The sequence below is a fragment of the Bacillus sp. DU-106 genome (assembly GCF_004799705.1).
Taxonomy (GTDB): Bacteria; Bacillota; Bacilli; order Bacillales; family Bacillaceae_G; genus Bacillus_A; species Bacillus_A cereus.
In genome coordinates this window covers 1683656-1701654 of record NZ_CP026607.1, presented here as the reverse complement: position 1 = coordinate 1701654, position 17999 = coordinate 1683656, and the positions used below count along the sequence as shown (strand labels likewise).

Here is a 17999-nt window from a genome sequence, read left to right as displayed (position 1 = left end):
AAATATAAGTTTTAGTTTAGAAAACAAGTAGCTTAGTACATAACGAATTCTAACAGGCAATAGAAAAAGAATTACGTATTATTGATACTTATTCAATAATACAAATCATCTAGAAACATAACCTGTCTCTCTGTATTCATTTTTTAAGAGTTTGATGGATACCAAGAAAATTTCGCATCACTATCCAGTGGTCTATTTTTCGTTTCTTCTTTAATTACACGAAACCATTCATTTAGAATTTGATTTTTGGGCAATTGAGCAGCAAGGCTATCTTCCCAAATTATATGTGAGAACCAGGCTTTCGTTTCCCATTCAAACTGCAATTGTGCGAACGAAATTATAGGGTGATCAGCTCCACGAAATTGCTCATTTACTGCATTTGAAACTTCTGGAGCTTGCGGTAACAACTCGTTCTGAATTCTATTTCTTATCGTCTCATTTTCTAGCTGATCCCAGAAATACAATTGCCCATTTATTTGATAAAAAATATCAAATGAAGCCTCACCTTTCTTCAAATTCAATAACACGAAGGCACGTTCCACATCATTGTCAGCCGCTTTTACAGCATTAACAATTATATTTTGTGCCATTGATACCCAGTAACTAGTCGCTTCCTCTACCGGTGATTCAACATACAATTCTTCACTTAATTCATGAAGAGTAGCTTCTTGCTCATTTACTTTTTCAACTTTTTTAAAAAACCTATTAAAAAACCCCATAACTTCCCCCTTATTACTATTTTCTATTTCACAAAATAAAAAATAGATTTTTCTTGCTCATCCACATTTACTCCTGGCGCGTATGTATGAACTTGTTGCAACACTTCTTCTATCAGCAACTCTAACTCCTGCACACTTTTTTCTGGATTCCCTATTAATGTGTCCGCCATACGTTCATATAATTTTTCAGGTTTAATAGTCATTCGTTCCACATTATTAGGCATCCATTTAAACGCTGGATGATGTACGTACATTTTATTCAAACCAAATAAAACACCGAATATGTTCCTTTGTACTTCGCAAATAACGTCATAAAGCATAAGCCAATCTTTCCGTTTTAAAAGCGCCTTTCGATTGTGCCAACGATTACTTAACCATAGATTTTCTGAAATCATCCGTTTTGCTAGTTCATCTGAATATGCCGCTACTTTTTCTTTTAATTCATTCACTTTCCCTTCTCCATACAAACTAACACCATCATGAATGGATGATACAATACATTGTTTTTCATAACTTATATCATATTGATCCACCACATCCGAAATCACTTTCTCTACTGTCTCTGTTAAAAAGTTACTAATCTCTAATTTAATTCCCTCTTTCGTTAAATACGTTTCCGACCATTCTTCTTCCTCATACGGATGATACGATAATATTGTCCCATCAATATGATGAATAGGGGCCCTACGATCCTCATCTTCTGGCGGTGTTGACCATAAAATATGTAATTCTATATCTGAATGTTCATCTTCAAGCTTTCTAGCTACTGAACCCGCTAAAATAATAGCTTCTACTTTCGGATTTTTCCTATAAATCTCTGACATCTCTATCGCTTTCTCTTTTAATCCCATTTCATTTCCCCCTAAAATTGCAGTAATCCCCTATATTTCATTTATCTATTTCGATATTACAGCTTGCATTACCTTTTCAAATTCCTACTTAATCATATTTGTATCCAATAGCGCTGAATAACTTCACCAGTACGAGAAGAAACTACTTCATTTTCTAACACACCTCCAACCTTTTGAATCGTTTTAGCAGAACCGATATTGGATTTATCGCAAGTTATTAATACTTTCTGCAATCCTAATTTTTGCGCTTCAGCTAATGCAAGTTGTAGTTGTTTCGTAGCGTAACCGTGGCGACGTTTATTCGGATGGACACTATATCCAATATGACCGCTTTCCCGTAATAATTCTGGATTTAATCTATGTCTAATATTCACAAAACCTATAAGTTCCCCTTTTTCAAAACTTAAAAACTGACTAGATGGCACTCGATTAGCTAGTAAATTTTCTCCTAGTTCTTGTTTACTCACTTTTTCAAACCATTCATCAAGAGAATCAAAGTTTTGTAAAGAACTACTTCCATGTGGTTGTTCCCCTGAGTGTAAAAACGCTTGTCTATACGCCGTAATATGCTCACTATATTCATGGATTGGTTTTAATAGTTTCATTGTTCTTCTCCCCCTCTTCATTCCATAAAACAAACACCTTAATAGCAGCTACTCACTATTAAGGTGTTTCTATCCTTTTTATTCAAATAACCCCATGCTTAAATAACGTTCACCTGTATCAGGCGCAATACATAAAACTTTTTTACCAACGCCTAGGCGTTTCGCTATCATGATTGCAGCGTAAACAGATGCTCCAGAAGATGGCCCAACTAATAATCCTTCTTGTCTAGCTAAGTTTCTCATTGTCGTTAAAGCCTCTTCATCTGCAATTTGAATAATTTCGTTATACACTTCTGTATTTAAGTTTTTCGGAATAAATCCTGGGCTTGTTCCTACTAGTTTATGAGGACCTGGTACACCACCGGATAAAACGGGAGATCCTTTCGGTTCCACTACTGCAATATATAAGTTTGGCAATTTCTCTTTTAACGTTTCACCAGTCCCTGTAATCGTTCCGCCTGTTCCTGCCGTTGCAACAAAAGCATCAAGCTCTCCATCCATTTGTTCATAAATTTCAAGTGCAGTCGTATAACGGTGAATATTCGGATTAGCTGGATTTTCAAATTGTTGCGGGATAAAACTATTAGGTATTTGTTTTTGCAGTTCTAACGCCTTCACAATTGCTCCTGGCATTCTTTGTTCTGCTGGTGTTAAAACTACTTCTGCTCCGTATGCTTTCAATAAATTAATACGCTCTTTTGACATATTATCTGGCATAATTAAAATCGCTTTATACCCTTTAGCTGCTGCATTCATCGCTAAACCAATCCCTGTATTCCCGCTTGTCGGTTCAATAATTGTATCTCCTGGTTTGATGAGACCATTTTCTTCTGCAACGTGAAGTAAATTATAAGCAGCACGGTCTTTCACACTGCGCGATGGATTAAACATTTCTAGTTTCACATACACATCTGCTGCGTCTTCCGGAATAAATTTAGATAATCGGACGACAGGTGTATCTCCTATTAATTCCGTAACGTTTTCACACAATTTCATAGCGCATCCCCTATTCTATCGTTTTCTTATCACTTGGCAGTAACCATGAAGTGAGTCCAATTAATGGTAGACAACTACATAATAGCATAATAAATTGCAGGCTATATATATCTGCTAATTTCCCAAGAACTACAGCACCTAATGCTCCAAGTCCAAATGCAAGACCTACGATTAATCCTGACACCATTCCCACTTTTCCAGGCACAAGCTCTTGTGCATATACAACAATTACACTAAAACTACTTGAACTAATAAAGCCGATACATAAAAATAACGGTACGACCCACACAAGTGAGACATGTGGTAATAACAGTGCAAGTGGCGCTGAACCTAACATTGAAAATACGATGATATTTTTCTTACCAAATCGATCTGCTAACGGTCCTCCGAAGAAAGTGCCTAACACACCAGCAATCATAAATGCGAATACGAAATACTGGGCATTTTTTATAGATAAACCGTAATGCTCTATTAAGTAAAATTGATAGAAATTCCCGATACCAGCACCGTACCAAGAGCGTACAAAAGTAAGAAAAACAAGAAGTATAATAACGAATTTAATGTGTGTACTTACAATTGCATTTTCCGCCTCAAGTGCAGCCCTCTTCTTCCTTCTTACAGCACCGGTTGCTAATTCATTTTTGTACCAATTCGATACGAAAATTAATAATGCAATTCCTACTGCTGCAAATGCTGTAAAACCTAATGAACCAATTTGACCGAGTGGAACGAAAATTAGCGCTGTAAAAATAGGAGCTAGAGAATTCCCCGTGTTTCCCCCAACTTGATAAATTGCTTGCGCTAACCCTCGTTTTGCACCTGCCGCCATATACGCAACACGAGCGCCTTCTGGATGAAAGACTGCGGAACCTAAACCAATAAATAAAACAGAAATAATAACAATAATAAAGTTTGGTGCAAACGCGAGTCCAATCATTCCAAGCATACTTGAAAACATGCCGAGTGGTAATAAAAATGGTGACGGCTTCTTATCTGAATACATACCAAACACCGGTTGCATAATCGATGACGTCATATTTAATGCAAACGCAATCCACCCTACTTGCATATAGGATAAATTCATCGTTTTTTCCAAAATAGGAAACAACGCCGGCACAACTGCTTGCATCGAATCATTTAAAAAATGCCCAAAGCTAATCGCAAATAAAATTCGATATATTGTCGGTGTTTCTACAGTTTTTTTGTGTGAAACTGCCTGCATATGTGAATCTCCCCTTTCTGTACAAAATATATATTTATTACAGTAGGTGTAATAAATTCTGACTTTTGAAACATTTCTATTCTATACTGCTTTCATTTCTTTTTCCAGAAATATAACTTAACTCCCGTCATTGGCTTGCATCCTTGTAACTTTCAGCGGTAAAACAGTACAAAAAAAAGACAACCCAATCACATACTGGGTTGCCTCTTACATTAAATTGCAAAATGCTTATACTTCTCGTAATCACTCGTCTTACATTCTATTTGTAATTTGGTACCTTCGTTTTCGTAACTCGTAGATAAAACGTGTGCATGATTATTGAAATACGAAACTACCTGTCCTTGATCATATGGAATTAACATTTCACACTTCGTATATTCTTTATAGATGTGTGAGCGAATCATTTCTACAAGTTCTTCAATTCCAACATGTTTCTTCGCTGATAAATAAACGCGATCTTCTTGCACTTTCGGAATTTCAACATCTACCATATCTGATTTATTATAAGCATAGATCGTTGGAATATTTTCTACTCCAATTTTCTTTAACGTTTCATTTGTAATATCAATTAATTGTTCATAATTTGGATTTGCGTAATCTACAACGTGAATAAGTAGGTCTGCTTCCGCTACTTCTTCTAACGTTGAACGGAACGCCTTCACAAGATGATGTGGTAATTTACTTACAAATCCAACTGTATCTGTTAATAAAAATGATTTATTATCTGGCAAATCAATATTTCGTACAGATGTTTCTAACGTCGCGAATAACATATCTTTTTCAAATACTTGTTTTTCTTCTGTACCATTATAAATTTCAAGCATTGCATTCATCGTCGTTGACTTTCCTGCATTCGTATAACCTACTAATGCTACAACAGGTATTTCATTTTTCTTACGCTGCTTTCGTTGCGTTTGACGCTGGGCAACGAGCGCTTCTAAATCTTTATTCAAAACTGAAATTTGTTCTTCAATTTTACGACGGTCTAACTCTAACTTCTTTTCACCGACACCTTTATTTTTCGTACCAACGCCGCCGCTCTGTCTCCCTAACGATTCACGAAGACCGATTAAACGAGGCATCATATACTGAAGGTGTGCTACTTCTACTTGTAGCTGTGCTTCTTTCGTTTTCGCACGTTGCGCAAAAATATCTAAAATTAAAATGGTACGATCAATTACCTTACAATCTAAATCCTCTTCTAAATTTCGAATTTGTGAAGGAGATAATTCATCATTAAAGATAACCATATTGGCATCTATTTCTTGTACATACGCTGCAACTTCTTCAATCTTTCCTTTTCCGATATAATGCGATGGATTTACTCGTTGTAAATTTTGCGTTACTTGCCCAATTACCTCTACATCACAAGCTTCCGCAAGATTTGTTAACTCTTCCATCGAATATGCAAAATCATCTTCATTACCTACATTTACTCCAACTAAAACTGCTCTTTGTAATACTTCTTCCATATATTTATTCCTCCATTTCGATTACGTAAAATAAAAAACACAGGTCGCTGCCTGTGTTTTCGTAAACGGATAAGGGTTCACCAAAGAAATAGAAGAAAGCTATGCTTTCATCCTATTTTATAGTCAAAAAGTCCCAAGATTGTATACGTATCCACAGTAAGTGTTCACTTATACAATCCCATTCTATTTATAAAGGCAAAACAAAAAGAGGGCGTATTCGTCCCTCCCTCTTTTTCACATATAAGCTTAATAAAGGGTTCCTTTAAAATAGGCAGACCAATCCCGTTCACTCTGTACACAGACAGAGCCTTTGAGCGCTATTCAATTATTGGCACAAAGTATTGAGACGTAATCTGATTAATATCAAAGGAAGCCCCTCCGTTCATTTTAAGTTACATAAAGTGTAGCATAAGTAATTCGCTTTCACAAGGTTTAACAACCTATATCACACGAAAGAAAATCTTTATATTTTTACTTTAATCTTCATTTTTTGCGAGTTTTTCTCACAATAAAAATAACAAAAACAATCATCAATAACAAACCAATGGAAATAATAGCAACTTGCCGCCAATTTAAACCGCTCACCATCTCACCTTTTAAATCCACTTTCTTCGTCGGAACAGACTCTTTTGCAATTTGACTTAAAGCCGCTTTGTCCGCCCCTGCCTCATCCAATCTCTTCGTTCCACTACAACTATTTGTGTGTAATTGTTTTTCTGATCCTCTTTGAGTAGAAAATACTAAGTACTCCCCTCCTTCTACAAAGCGAAACATACAATCACCACCCTTTGTATATACGATAATTTGCGAAGAAGTTGTCCCTTTCCAAATTTTCTTCACTTCAAATAACACTTCAGTTCCAACCCCTGCTTTCCTTCCAACCTCAATTACTTTTCCCTCAAACACTACATCGTTTTTTTGAAATGCATCTTCTGTTGATACTTTAATACAATCACAAGCATAAGATTTCTCTGGAAAAATAATAAGAATAAAGCTACAAATGATGACGACAGGAAACATGTGTAAAATCCTTTTCAAGGAGCTCAACTCCCTTCATTATCAATTTTAGAAACTTCTCGTATATTATTTTTACAGCACTCGCCAAATTCCTTCATAGTAAGTTAAGTATTATCGTTTTAATACAACAAAAATCTTTATTGACATTTTTATAACCTAATATTAGTATCAGGTTATAAAAATAAAAGTTAGGAGATGTTCCTATGCATTCTAAATCTCGTATTACTGCAATTGGTACTTATGTTCCAGATCAAATATTGTCTAATAACGATTTAGAAAAGATGGTCCATACGAATGATGAATGGATTGTACAAAGAACAGGAATGAAGGAAAGAAGAATCGCTAGCGGCGAAGAATACTCCTCAAACTTAGCCATTAAAGCAATTGAAAATTTATGTACAACATATAAGAAAAACTTAGAAGATGTCGACTGTATCATTGTCGCTACTACTACTGCTGATTACGTTTTCCCTAGTGTTGCTTGCCAAATACAACAATACTTCAACATACCTCATACACTAGCTTTTGATTTAAATGCAACTTGTGCTGGTTTTACATATGGACTACACGTCGGTAATAGCTTAATCACTTCTGGATCACATGAAAAAGTACTTGTCGTAGCGACAGAGACATTATCTAAAGTTACTGATTATACCGATAGAACGACCTGTATTTTATTCGGTGATGGTGCTGGAGCTATTTTATTAGAAAGAGATGAAAACACCCCAAGCTTTATCGCTGCTCACATGGGAACAAACGGTGATGGCGGCATTCATCTATATAGAACAAACTTATCTACTACTATGAATGGCACACCACTGCAAACAAATGAAAAAATCGTTCAAAATGGAAGAGAAGTATATAAATGGGCAACACGCACAGTACCAAAAGGCATAAAAAATTTATTACATACCGTAAATATGCAAGTAGATGATATAGACTGGTTCATACCCCACAGCGCTAACTTACGAATGATCGAATCTATTTGCGAAAAATCTCAAATTCCAATACAAAAAACATTAACGAGCGTGGAATATATGGGGAATACCTCTTCAGTCACCATTCCACTCGCTTTAAATTTAGCTATAAAAGAAGGGAAATTAAATAACGGAGACACACTTTTACTATACGGATTTGGTGGCGGACTTACGCATTTAGGGCTTATTGTAGAGTGGAATTTAATTTAAGTGTATAAAAAGAGGTTCTAGTCAGTAACTAGAACCTCTTTTTCATTTAATTTCTTGCCCCTTTTCGAGACCATATCACAACAGGAATAAGTAATAACGCTAACACGCCTCCAGCCAATGACAATGCCGCATAACTTGAATTCGCTACTACCATACCTGACATTGCTCCACCAGAAGCTCCAGCTAGCGCAATAAAAACATCTATTTTCCCTTGTGTTTTAGCACGTGTAGACGGTGTTGTGGAATCAACGATTTGTGCTGTACCACTTATCAATCCGAGGTTCCATCCTAGCCCAAGTAAAGACAGAGCAACGATTAATAATAATAAAGAATCACTTGGCGCTATCGCAGCTATGACACCCGCTGCAAGTAAAATCACTCCACCAGCTATGCTCATTGTAGTTCGGCCAATTTTATCAATTAACATTCCTGTAACAAGAGATGGAAGATACATTGCACCTACATGAAAACCTATCACAAGTCCTACTGCACTTAAACCGTGACCGTGGTGTCCCATATGAACTGGCGTCATCGTCATAATCGCAACCATCACTATTTGCGTAAGTATCATTACGATTGCTCCAACTGTAATACCTCGTTTATTTTCTTTCGCTTCTTCTATTATTGGTTGTCCTTTATATGTATGTTCCTGTTTATATCTTTCTATTATGTTAGCAATAATCAAAGGATCTGGACGAAGCATAACAAAAAGAACTAGACCCGCCAGTATAAATGCTGCTGCCGATAGTATGAACGGACCTGCAAGTTTAGGAACTCCAATTGAATGAGCAAAACTTCCCATTACCCCTACTAAATTTGGTCCTGCAACTGCACCGAAAGTCGTCATTACCATCGTAATACTAACAGCCGTTGCTCTCTGCTTCTTATCTGCTAAATCTGTACCTGCATAACGAGCTTGTAGATTCGTGGCTGTACCAGCACCATATATAAGTAAAGAAATAAGTAAAAGAATAATACTATTTGTTAAAGCTGCCATTACAACACCAATTGCTCCAAATCCACCTACTATAAACCCTGTTGCAAGACCTATTCGGCGTCCATATCGTTGCGAAAGCTTCCCTACTATGAAAGCTGCTAATGCCGATCCTAATGTAAACATAGCAGTTGGTAATCCTGCAAATGCATCTGTTCCAAGCATTTGTTGCGCAAGAAGTGCTCCCACTGTAATACCAGCAGCTAGTCCTGCACCGCCAAACATTTGTGAAATGCTGACGATTATTAACGTTCGTTTGTATAGTTTTTGTTGCTCTTCTTCTGTGTACACATGATTATCTATTAAAGCCCCTGCCTTATCTAGCAATTCCCCATCCTCCTTTTAAAATTAATCCCTCTTGTTAATGTACTATGTATAACGTTACATATTCAATGGCATTTTCCATTCCTTCCTTTCATTCTAAAAAACTTTCTGATCATACTCGACTTATCCCATGCTATATTAAAAATACTACTATTCACAATAGGCAAGGATGAAACAATGAAAAAAACAGTAGAATTATGTGAAGCTTGCAAACATGATCCAGTATATAAAATAGAAGAATCCGATCAAGCAAATCAACCTTATAAATTATGTAACCGATGTCATGAGCGTCTTATTTCGTTATCTTTACATCCTAAAGAATGGTACCACCTTGTAATGATTCACTCACCTTATAAATATTATTTGCATGATAGTTTTTATGAAGAAGATGGTAAAGCGAAGCAACCAAAATTAGAGATGAATGAGCACAAACTTACACCCGTGCCCACTTTAGAAGAAGTTCGCTCTAGTTTAGAGGAATTACTTGATTACACCATGACTAGATGGTTTCTTCAAGAAGCAGAAATTGAAGCTCTTAATAGGTACGATCAAAACGAAGTACTAGATGCTGTTATAAACCGCTTTTCAAACACAATGAATGGTGTAATTAAAACTAGATTACTTGAGATTGTTATATGTATACTAGGAGAATTCGCCTCAGATTGGATAAGAAAACTGTGGAAGGCATTTGATGAAGATTTACTTGCACCTCTTTCTCACGCTGCAGCTTATTGTTTACCATTTGAAGAAGCCTTTCCTTTAGTAATAGAAAGGCTAAAAACAGTATTAAAAAGTGAGCTTCCGACCACTTCCTTCATTTGTCTGCATTCTTTTCAATCCTCAGAAACATTAGATTGGATAGAGGAACATGCAGTATCATTTCATAACGATTGGGCGCGATTAGCTGCAGTATCACAACTAACTTGGAGACGAATTAAGTCTTGGCTAACAAAAGGACACCCTTTAAGTTTAATAGCACTTGATGCAATGGTTAGCTGTATACCTGCAAATGAAGATGTACTATATAAAATGGCTCCAAAAATTTTATTAGCAGATCCGTCAGAAATAAAGTCAACCTTAATAGCTTACAAACAAAGAGACAATGTTCCAACTGTCAAAAGAAGTGTTGAAACTATTTTAGAAAACAAGACAGAAATATTTCAATACATGAATCCTTTACAAATATCTATCAAAAAGAAACCACAAAACTTTTTAGTTATGGATGGCACAGTACAAATCCATGAAAACAGACTGGATGAATACGTAGACTTCATTAATACAAACAACTTTACTGATGTTTACATTAATGATTTTAGGTATAGTTTGCACCATATTAATTTTCTTGAACACTGCCCGCAAATTGAAAGCTTACACATTAGTAGTATATATATTACTGATTATTCAGCCCTATATAAATTAAAAAACTTAAAATCTTTATCACTAGAAGAACCACAAGTTCCACTAAACTTAACAGAGCTAGAAAGCTTTACAAATTTAGAGGAACTTCACATAAAGTGTAATAAAAACATTAAAGGCTTCGAATCTTGTCCTAACTTAAAAGAACTATACATTTGGAAATACAAACCGAAACAAAAGAACCTTGAAGAATTAATGTCTTTACAAAAAATTGAAAAACTAAGCATTACACAAGGGAACATTAATTCATTAAAAGGATGTAGGTCATTACCTAAATTAAAGCATTTAGAACTCAATTATTTAAGAAATTTAGAGCATATTGACGAAATTGAAAACAATGCTTCAACTTTAAAACACATCGAATTCGACCATTGCAGTAAGCTTAAAAACCACGAATATTTGCGCTATTTAACGGAATTAGAAACTCTCATCTTATCAAGTTGTGGTAACATACGAAATCTACAATTCATTAAAGAACTACAAAAATTAAAACATTTAAGCTTCGTGGATTCTACGATTGTAGACGGAAATTTAGAATCTTGCGTCGGAATTGATTTTGTTGGTTTTAATAATAAAAGGCATTATAGTCATAAATTTAAAGAATTAAATCCAGATTTTTCATACTAACGTAAGGAAAACAGGCTAATAGCAGCCTGTTTTCCTTTACGCTTCTTCTACTATCCTTCCCTTTCTCTTTTTACTCAAAGCTTTCCCTTCCCAAAACAACAAACTTACGAAAGCACAAATTAAAATAATTGGCACACTTGCTTTATATAAATCTGTAAAACTCATAGCCATCTGATTCTTGGCATAATGATTCACATCATTTGAAAATGTGAGTACCTCTTTCTTTATACTTTCCTCTTGTTTTTCAACTTCTTTTGTCACTTTCCTCATAACTTCTTCTCTTTTTACATCTCTATATTCTACTGGAACTTTTCTTAATATTTCATCCGTCTTGTCGCGAATCAATTCTTCCTTTTTCTCTTTACTTAATCCCATTGTCATTGCATTTTGTTTCTTATTTATATTCGACTCTAAACTTTGATTCTCTATTTTCTCTTTAGTCATTTGTAAAATTTCAGTTTGCTCAGTACTATTCACATGAATAGTACGCACCTTTTCTTCTGCATAACGATATACTTTTTCTTTATTTACAGTTAAATTGTGAGTTAAGTTAGAGACAAATATTGCGACTGCCAATACAATTCCGACTTGTCGTAACATTGATACAACACTTTGAGAAGCAGTTAACAATTCTCCTTCAAACGAAGACGCACTTAAAACTGTAATTGGCCCCACTACTAAACCATATCCAACACCTAATATCATACATGGAATAATAATTTCTATATTTGTTGAATGAACATCAATCATTTGCAACCAATAGTAGGAAAGCCCCATAACAAGAAATCCTGACAAAATAATAGTTACTTTTCCGAGTTTTTTAATTAAAGTTGCTGCAACTGGTGAGACAAAAAATATCATTGCTGAAATAGGTGTCACTAAAAAAGCCGCTTCAATTTCCGTTCGACCCTGTAGTTTCGTCAAGAACGTTGGAAGCAATACAGTAACTCCAATTAAAAATAAATTACTCAATATAACAACGATCGACGCTCCGACAAACATTCGATCTTGAAATAACTTTAAATTCACCATTGGGTTATGAATCTTTCGTTCTACTAAAATAAATAGAATAAGAGAAATAGTGCTAATTGCATAACAAGACAAAGCAATATTACTTTGCCATCCCCATGTATTACCTTTTACTAATATGAGAGTAAATGAAAAAATTGCTGTGCTACTTAATAGTAGTCCTATCCAATCTATTTTTGAGATAATACGTTCTTCATTTTTTATTTGTAGCATGATGCAACATAACACGATTCCTATTATACAAACCGGAACATTAACGAAGAACACCCATCTCCATCCTAAATTTTGCGTAATAATTCCACCTATTACTGGTCCCATAGCAGCTGACAATCCTTGTGTTACTCCTAAAATCGCAAGCGCAACATGCCTTTTAGCTAATGGCATAGCTGATACACCAATTACCATACTTGTTGGAAATAAAATCGCTGCCCCAATACTTTGTATAAAACGAGAAAAAATAAGAAAATCACCTGTATTAGCAAAAGCGCAAAGTACCGATCCACCACCAAAAATCACCAGACCCAGAATATACATCTTTGCTTTTCCAAAGATATCAGCTATCCGCCCTAACGGAATGGCAAGTACTGCAATCGTCATTGTATAAACATTTAATACCCAAGACATCTTTTCTAACGAAGTATTTACACTCGATTGTATTGCCGGTAAAGCTATATTCATAATTGTCGTATCAATCATACAAAGAAAGATACCTAGACACATTAAAAAGACAATCTTAATACCCTTTGATTCCTCCATCTTTATATACCCCTTTATTTATTGTGAACGCGTTTTTCATTCTTCTGTTTTATTGTTTTCTTTCGCCTCTAACTCTTCTAATTTTTTCTTCAAAGTCTCCACTTGTGCACTATACGATGCAATACCTACATCTAGTGAAATTTCTTCGACGAAAGTAATACCTACTCTCCACTTTTCATATTTCAATCGAAGATCTGCAATGTACGCTTCTTTTCTTTCAATTTCATCTTTAATCCATTTTTTTATTGTTACATCATCACTATAGTTACCAAAATACATTCTCATTAAAAAATCCGAACGTAAAGCATCCTTCTCTACAGGCGTCTGCATGTATTGATAAAACTCTTCACGTCCTTCATCTGTAATAAAGTACATTTTCTTATTCGGTTTCCCCTCTTGCATGACAACCTCTTTTTTTATTTTCCCTTCATTCTCCAATTGTCGTAACGTTGGATAAATCATTCCAAAACTTCCATCAAAAAAATGAGTAAATACGTCTTCAAACACAATTTTAATATCGTAACCAGACAATTCCTTTTCCATTAATAAACCTAAAACAACATCTCTTCCCTTCAAAGTAAAACCCCCACACATTATATAATCAATAATCATATTAACAATGTTAATATGATTATTGATTATATACCTTATTCTGTTAATTGTAAAATGTTTCTAAATAAAAAAGCCCCATAATTTGGTTTCACCAATTCACAGGGCCATTTTCTTTTTTACTCTTTCACACCTACATCTTGCAAAACTTCAATATCCTCTTTCATTTCATAATAATAAGGCAATTCTATACCATGTTCTAAGAAATAATCCTCAATGAATGAAATAATGATTTTTAACGTTTTCACACGGGCATACAATTTATCGTTACTTTCAATAATATGCCACTTCGCATTCGGCTTACTTGTTTTTTCAAACATGTCTTCCATTGCTTCAACATATTCATCCCATTTTTCACGATTACGCCAATCTTCGTCTGTAATTTTCCATCTTTTCAAAGGATTTTTCTCTCTATCTTTAAATCTCTTTAACTGTTCCTCTTTACTTATATGGTAGAAGAACTTCCCTATTATGTAATGGTCATCTGTTAGTAGTTTTTCAAAATCATTAATCTCATCATATGCTCTCATCCACTCTTCCTTTGTAGCAAATCCTTCAACACGCTCAACTAACACACGACCGTACCATGAGCGATCAAAAATGGTGATTTGCCCGTACTGTGGAATTTTGCGCCAGAAACGTTGCAAATAATGGTAACGTTTTTCATGAGGTGCAGGCGCTCCAATTGGATCTACTTGGAACCCACGTGGGTCAAGATGTTCCGTCACCCGCTTAATTGCCCCACCTTTACCAGCCGCATCCCATCCTTCCATAACAAGCATAACCGCGATTTTTTCTTCTTTCAAAATTTGCTGTAATGCTAATAAGCGCCTTTGATATTTTTCTAATTTCTTATTGTACTTAGATTTTGATTCAATTTTTTTCGTTAAGTCTACTTTAGCAAGATGTCCATTTTCCATAAAACAAATCCCCCTTGTTGTATGACAATGTTATTTTAACATATCCATTGGGATTTTTTTCAAATCCAAATTTATTTTGACAAACAATCGCACCTCTTCTTTATATCGATAAATTAATATTACTGATATACTTTTAAGCATCCTTAAGCACATCTATTATTAATTACAAAAACAAAAAGGAGACTATGCAAAAAATCTCTACACAGCTTCCTTTTTTTAATATATATGTCGCTTAATTAGAAAGATTAACAATAAAAAATAGGAACTCCATCAATTCACTCATACTACAAACGAATGACAGGCGGAATACCTCCTTCTGGTAAAAAATAATCGAATACTGTAAAGCCAATAATTAAAATTGAAAATAATGTTATTATAATTCCACCTGGTAGTGTTAGAAAAAGGGTATTCGGCCTTCTCTTCATAGAGAAAATCATCGAGTATACCCCCAGAAGAAGACTTATTATAGCAATAGTTACATAAGCAACTACTGCATACCATGGATTGAGTTCTAATAAAACACCAGAAATAAATATATACAAAAATAATAATTGTAAAAAAATACTACTTCCCATACTTATGAGTTCTTTCAATATATCCTCCCCTAAAATCGTATGGTATATTATCTCAAAAAGAGAAGATAATAACAAGTAAATCCATTAAAGAATGGGAGCTCTAAAAAAAATGAAACGAAAAATATTAACTCTCTTTACGCTTATATGTTTAGCACTACCAATGCAAGCTAGTGCTTACACATTTCAGTCACTGCCGATTGCGTCAAAGTCTAAACAATGGTATGTCGAAATTGATAAATCCCATAATCCAAACAAGCAAGCAATCCAGCCAAAACAAGGTGTATTTGATACGTATAGTTTACTCGTAAAAAACATCGGTCATGATGTATCAAATGTATCTGTGGAAATACTTGATAACAATCCTACCTCTAAAGCTACCTTTAAACCTTCTACACCTAATGAAAACATTTCTAAAAGTCATACAAGCTTTGACTACATGGTATTCCCATTAGACTTTAATAGTCATAATTTTAAAGTTGTGATCACTTGGGAAGAAAAGAATTTCTCTTATAACGGCCATCCGGTAAATGAAGGTAAAAAAATGAAACAAACATTTGTATTTAATGAAGAATAAGTCCTAATTTCTTTAGGGCTTATTCTTCTTTTTTGAAACCTACTTGTATCGCTTCCGTCACTTCTTTTGTGATTTCTATTTTTGTTGCTTCCATACTAATTTTTTTGTGCCAAATGTGTATGGAAGGCTTTTCATTACAAAGATGTTTTATTAATACTAGTTGATTATATGCTAAGTTATTTTCTATATAGGTCTAGCCCTCTTTTCCCATATAATCAATTAAATCGACGAATACTCGGTACAGACAATGCTATTCCAATTGTTAAAATTACTAAACTAGCTAGTGTTATAATAGTTACCTCGCCACCTATGACAGTAGCTAACCAGCCTACAACTACGTATCCTAATGGCAATAAAGCAAAAGAACCCAACATATCAAGGCTTGCCACTCTTCCGAATGCTTCTTCTGGTACAAGCTCCTGTAAACTCGTTTCCCAAATGAGTCCAAATATCATCATGCCAAATCCTTCAATTGCCATTAAGAATATTAAAGCGGGTGCCCAAGAAATGAATGGCATAATTAATAAAGCAATGCCACTCATTAAAACACCTCCATAAGCCAGTAATCCTCTCTTATGCCACAGCTCTTTCCCACCAAATATTAATGCGGCAATTACAGCCCCACCACCAGAAAAGGCCATGCCAAGTCCATACAAGTAAGCTTCAAAATGATGATGAACATTAAATAACCATGGAATTAATACGACGATAATACCGGCATAACAAATATTTATAAAAGAAAAAACTAAAATTGTAATCCACAGCCACGGATGACTTTTTAAAACTAAAACACCTTCCATAAACTCTTGTTTGTAATTAAGCTTACTCTTTTCAATGGGTTTTACTTTTTTAAACTTAATTTCTTTTAAAAATAATAAACATAAAAATGATAATAAGTACGTTGCTGCATCTAGTCCGAAACCTATCCCTGCAGATGCAACCGATACGATTAACCCACCAAGTGCTGGCCCAATTAATCGTATACCTTGATTACTCATTTGAGTGAGTGCGTTAGCTGCATTACGAATTTCAGGGACGAATACTTTCGCCCTTACAGCAGAATATGCTGGTTGGAATATCCCTTCCATAAGTCCGTATATGGCAACGAGAATATATAAAATCGTAATTGTTAATAAATCCATAAATATAAGCGATGCAAGTAATAGCATTAATATACAGCGGATTATATCCGTAAATAACATTAACCTAACCCGATCAATTCGGTCTACAATTAAACCCGCAAACGGTAAAGCAAGAATATTAGGTAGCATGTACATTGCCATCGTCATCCCCATTACAACTGTTGAACCAGTTAATGAATACACAACAACTGGAAGTATGACCATAGTTATCGAACTACCTAAGGCCGAGAGTAATTGTCCAATCCATAAAAACTTAAAGTGCGTTGATACTTTAACTGGTAATAATAATTTTCCAATATAACCTAAACTTTTCTCCTTTTGTATTTCTCCTTGCATGTCTCTCCCCTCTTTTCGAATGACTATAGAATTTATAATATATAACTGAAAATTTATAACATTCCATTTCTAATTATATAAGAAACAATTATGTTATGGTAAAATTATCAAAAAAATATAAAGGAGAATACATCATTATGCCTCCAAATTCACATAACATCGAACATCAGATCTATACAATGTGTATGATCCAACGTAACAATGAAATTTTACTCATAAAACGCCCCAGCCATCGAGGTTTCCCTGGCTACATCGCTCCTGGCGGCAAAGTAGATTTCCCCGAAAGTATCGTTCAAGCCGCTATAAGAGAAGTAAAAGAAGAAACTGGATTACTTGTTTCCAATTTAACTTTTAAAGGATTAGATGAATATGTCAATCCGAAAGATAATGTTCGATATATGGTATTTAACTATTGGACAGACTCATTTGAAGGTGAACTTCTTTTGAATCCTCCTGAGGGTGAATTATTATGGATACCAATCAATACAGCACTAAAGCTACCTGTGCAAACTTGGTTTAAAGAAAGATTCCCATTATTTTTTGAAACAGGCACTTTTGAAATTCAACGTGTTTGGGATAATGAGCTAAATAAACAAATTTCTATGACAATTACCCATACATAAAAAAG

Annotated in this window: 17 protein-coding genes; 4 read left to right on the top strand and 13 right to left on the bottom strand. The window is 34.7% G+C overall.

Features of this window, described 5'->3' with window-relative positions; all coding sequences use genetic code 11:
- Positions 1 to 143 precede the first annotated feature (143 nt).
- From C3Y97_RS08850 to C3Y97_RS08820, 7 genes are all read right to left on the bottom strand, one after another.
- The gene (locus C3Y97_RS08850; RefSeq protein ID WP_000505543.1) at positions 144 to 719 is read right to left on the bottom strand and encodes a hypothetical protein; all 576 of its coding nucleotides are present in this window, start codon (positions 717 to 719) and stop codon (positions 144 to 146) included.
- A gap of 23 nt (positions 720 to 742) precedes the next feature.
- The gene (locus tag C3Y97_RS08845; protein WP_000523174.1) at positions 743 to 1570 is read right to left on the bottom strand and encodes a DUF4037 domain-containing protein; all 828 of its coding nucleotides are present in this window, start codon (positions 1568 to 1570) and stop codon (positions 743 to 745) included.
- Between the two features lie 92 nt (positions 1571 to 1662).
- Positions 1663 to 2175, bottom strand: coding sequence for a GNAT family N-acetyltransferase (locus tag C3Y97_RS08840; protein ID WP_000771271.1), 513 nt, complete (start codon positions 2173 to 2175; stop codon positions 1663 to 1665).
- A gap of 78 nt (positions 2176 to 2253) precedes the next feature.
- Complete coding sequence (cysK, locus tag C3Y97_RS08835) at positions 2254 to 3171, bottom strand: cysteine synthase A (RefSeq protein WP_000762283.1); 918 nt, start codon at positions 3169 to 3171, stop codon at positions 2254 to 2256.
- A gap of 10 nt (positions 3172 to 3181) precedes the next feature.
- Positions 3182 to 4393, bottom strand: a complete 1212-nt coding sequence (locus C3Y97_RS08830; protein WP_001149398.1) for an MFS transporter — start codon at positions 4391 to 4393, stop codon at positions 3182 to 3184.
- Between the two features lie 212 nt (positions 4394 to 4605).
- On the bottom strand, positions 4606 to 5865 hold the full coding sequence (gene hflX, locus C3Y97_RS08825) for a GTPase HflX (protein ID WP_000393283.1): 1260 nt from the start codon (positions 5863 to 5865) through the stop codon (positions 4606 to 4608).
- Between the two features lie 483 nt (positions 5866 to 6348).
- The gene (locus tag C3Y97_RS08820) at positions 6349 to 6885 is read right to left on the bottom strand and encodes a hypothetical protein (RefSeq protein ID WP_002204811.1); all 537 of its coding nucleotides are present in this window, start codon (positions 6883 to 6885) and stop codon (positions 6349 to 6351) included.
- A 200-nt stretch (positions 6886 to 7085) separates the two neighbouring features.
- Between C3Y97_RS08820 and C3Y97_RS08815 the strand changes: the two genes are divergently transcribed.
- Positions 7086 to 8069: a ketoacyl-ACP synthase III gene (locus tag C3Y97_RS08815; RefSeq protein WP_000555760.1), complete on the top strand. Its 984-nt coding sequence runs from the start codon at positions 7086 to 7088 to the stop codon at positions 8067 to 8069.
- A gap of 46 nt (positions 8070 to 8115) precedes the next feature.
- Here C3Y97_RS08815 and C3Y97_RS08810 read toward each other — a convergent pair whose 3' ends face one another.
- Complete coding sequence (locus C3Y97_RS08810) at positions 8116 to 9390, bottom strand: MFS transporter (protein ID WP_000884507.1); 1275 nt, start codon at positions 9388 to 9390, stop codon at positions 8116 to 8118.
- A 174-nt stretch (positions 9391 to 9564) separates the two neighbouring features.
- Here C3Y97_RS08810 and C3Y97_RS08805 point away from each other — a divergent pair, with 174 nt between their 5' ends.
- Complete coding sequence (locus tag C3Y97_RS08805) at positions 9565 to 11430, top strand: leucine-rich repeat domain-containing protein (protein WP_000754355.1); 1866 nt, start codon at positions 9565 to 9567, stop codon at positions 11428 to 11430.
- A gap of 36 nt (positions 11431 to 11466) precedes the next feature.
- Here the strand turns inward: C3Y97_RS08805 and C3Y97_RS08800 are convergent, their stop codons facing one another.
- The 4 genes from C3Y97_RS08800 to C3Y97_RS08785 all read right to left on the bottom strand — a co-directional run bounded on the left by C3Y97_RS08800 (position 11467) and on the right by C3Y97_RS08785 (position 15337).
- On the bottom strand, positions 11467 to 13215 hold the full coding sequence (locus C3Y97_RS08800) for an MFS transporter (protein ID WP_136363278.1): 1749 nt from the start codon (positions 13213 to 13215) through the stop codon (positions 11467 to 11469).
- Positions 13216 to 13251: 36 nt separating this feature from the next.
- Positions 13252 to 13791, bottom strand: coding sequence for a PadR family transcriptional regulator (locus C3Y97_RS08795; RefSeq protein ID WP_000678332.1), 540 nt, complete (start codon positions 13789 to 13791; stop codon positions 13252 to 13254).
- Positions 13792 to 13943: 152 nt separating this feature from the next.
- Entirely contained in the window at positions 13944 to 14744 is an 801-nt protein-coding gene (locus C3Y97_RS08790) for a polyphosphate kinase 2 family protein (RefSeq protein ID WP_136363277.1), read from the bottom strand.
- Between the two features lie 284 nt (positions 14745 to 15028).
- The gene (locus C3Y97_RS08785; protein WP_000661243.1) at positions 15029 to 15337 is read right to left on the bottom strand and encodes a hypothetical protein; all 309 of its coding nucleotides are present in this window, start codon (positions 15335 to 15337) and stop codon (positions 15029 to 15031) included.
- A 91-nt stretch (positions 15338 to 15428) separates the two neighbouring features.
- Between C3Y97_RS08785 and C3Y97_RS08780 the strand changes: the two genes are divergently transcribed.
- Positions 15429 to 15893: a hypothetical protein gene (locus C3Y97_RS08780; protein ID WP_000823331.1), complete on the top strand. Its 465-nt coding sequence runs from the start codon at positions 15429 to 15431 to the stop codon at positions 15891 to 15893.
- A 215-nt stretch (positions 15894 to 16108) separates the two neighbouring features.
- Here C3Y97_RS08780 and C3Y97_RS08775 read toward each other — a convergent pair whose 3' ends face one another.
- Positions 16109 to 17371 carry an MFS transporter gene (locus tag C3Y97_RS08775; RefSeq protein WP_001161163.1) on the bottom strand — a complete coding sequence of 421 codons (1263 nt, stop codon included), beginning with the start codon at positions 17369 to 17371 and terminating at the stop codon, positions 16109 to 16111.
- Between the two features lie 137 nt (positions 17372 to 17508).
- Between C3Y97_RS08775 and C3Y97_RS08770 the strand changes: the two genes are divergently transcribed.
- Positions 17509 to 17994, top strand: coding sequence for an 8-oxo-dGTP diphosphatase (locus C3Y97_RS08770; protein ID WP_001134944.1), 486 nt, complete (start codon positions 17509 to 17511; stop codon positions 17992 to 17994).
- Positions 17995 to 17999: the final 5 nt, after the last annotated feature.

Coding starts and splice junctions, on each gene's coding strand:
- C3Y97_RS08850 (WP_000505543.1), bottom strand. CDS start 719: ATGGGGTTTTTTAATAGGTTTTTTAAAAAAGTTGAAAAAGTAAATGAG.
- C3Y97_RS08845 (WP_000523174.1), bottom strand. CDS start 1,570: ATGGGATTAAAAGAGAAAGCGATAGAGATGTCAGAGATTTATAGGAAA.
- C3Y97_RS08840 (WP_000771271.1), bottom strand. CDS start 2,175: ATGAAACTATTAAAACCAATCCATGAATATAGTGAGCATATTACGGCG.
- cysK (WP_000762283.1), bottom strand. CDS start 3,171: ATGAAATTGTGTGAAAACGTTACGGAATTAATAGGAGATACACCTGTC.
- C3Y97_RS08830 (WP_001149398.1), bottom strand. CDS start 4,393: ATGCAGGCAGTTTCACACAAAAAAACTGTAGAAACACCGACAATATAT.
- hflX (WP_000393283.1), bottom strand. CDS start 5,865: ATGGAAGAAGTATTACAAAGAGCAGTTTTAGTTGGAGTAAATGTAGGT.
- C3Y97_RS08820 (WP_002204811.1), bottom strand. CDS start 6,885: ATGTTTCCTGTCGTCATCATTTGTAGCTTTATTCTTATTATTTTTCCA.
- C3Y97_RS08815 (WP_000555760.1), top strand. CDS start 7,086: ATGCATTCTAAATCTCGTATTACTGCAATTGGTACTTATGTTCCAGAT.
- C3Y97_RS08805 (WP_000754355.1), top strand. CDS start 9,565: ATGAAAAAAACAGTAGAATTATGTGAAGCTTGCAAACATGATCCAGTA.
- C3Y97_RS08800 (WP_136363278.1), bottom strand. CDS start 13,215: ATGGAGGAATCAAAGGGTATTAAGATTGTCTTTTTAATGTGTCTAGGT.
- C3Y97_RS08790 (WP_136363277.1), bottom strand. CDS start 14,744: ATGGAAAATGGACATCTTGCTAAAGTAGACTTAACGAAAAAAATTGAA.
- C3Y97_RS08780 (WP_000823331.1), top strand. CDS start 15,429: ATGAAACGAAAAATATTAACTCTCTTTACGCTTATATGTTTAGCACTA.
- C3Y97_RS08775 (WP_001161163.1), bottom strand. CDS start 17,371: ATGCAAGGAGAAATACAAAAGGAGAAAAGTTTAGGTTATATTGGAAAA.
- C3Y97_RS08770 (WP_001134944.1), top strand. CDS start 17,509: ATGCCTCCAAATTCACATAACATCGAACATCAGATCTATACAATGTGT.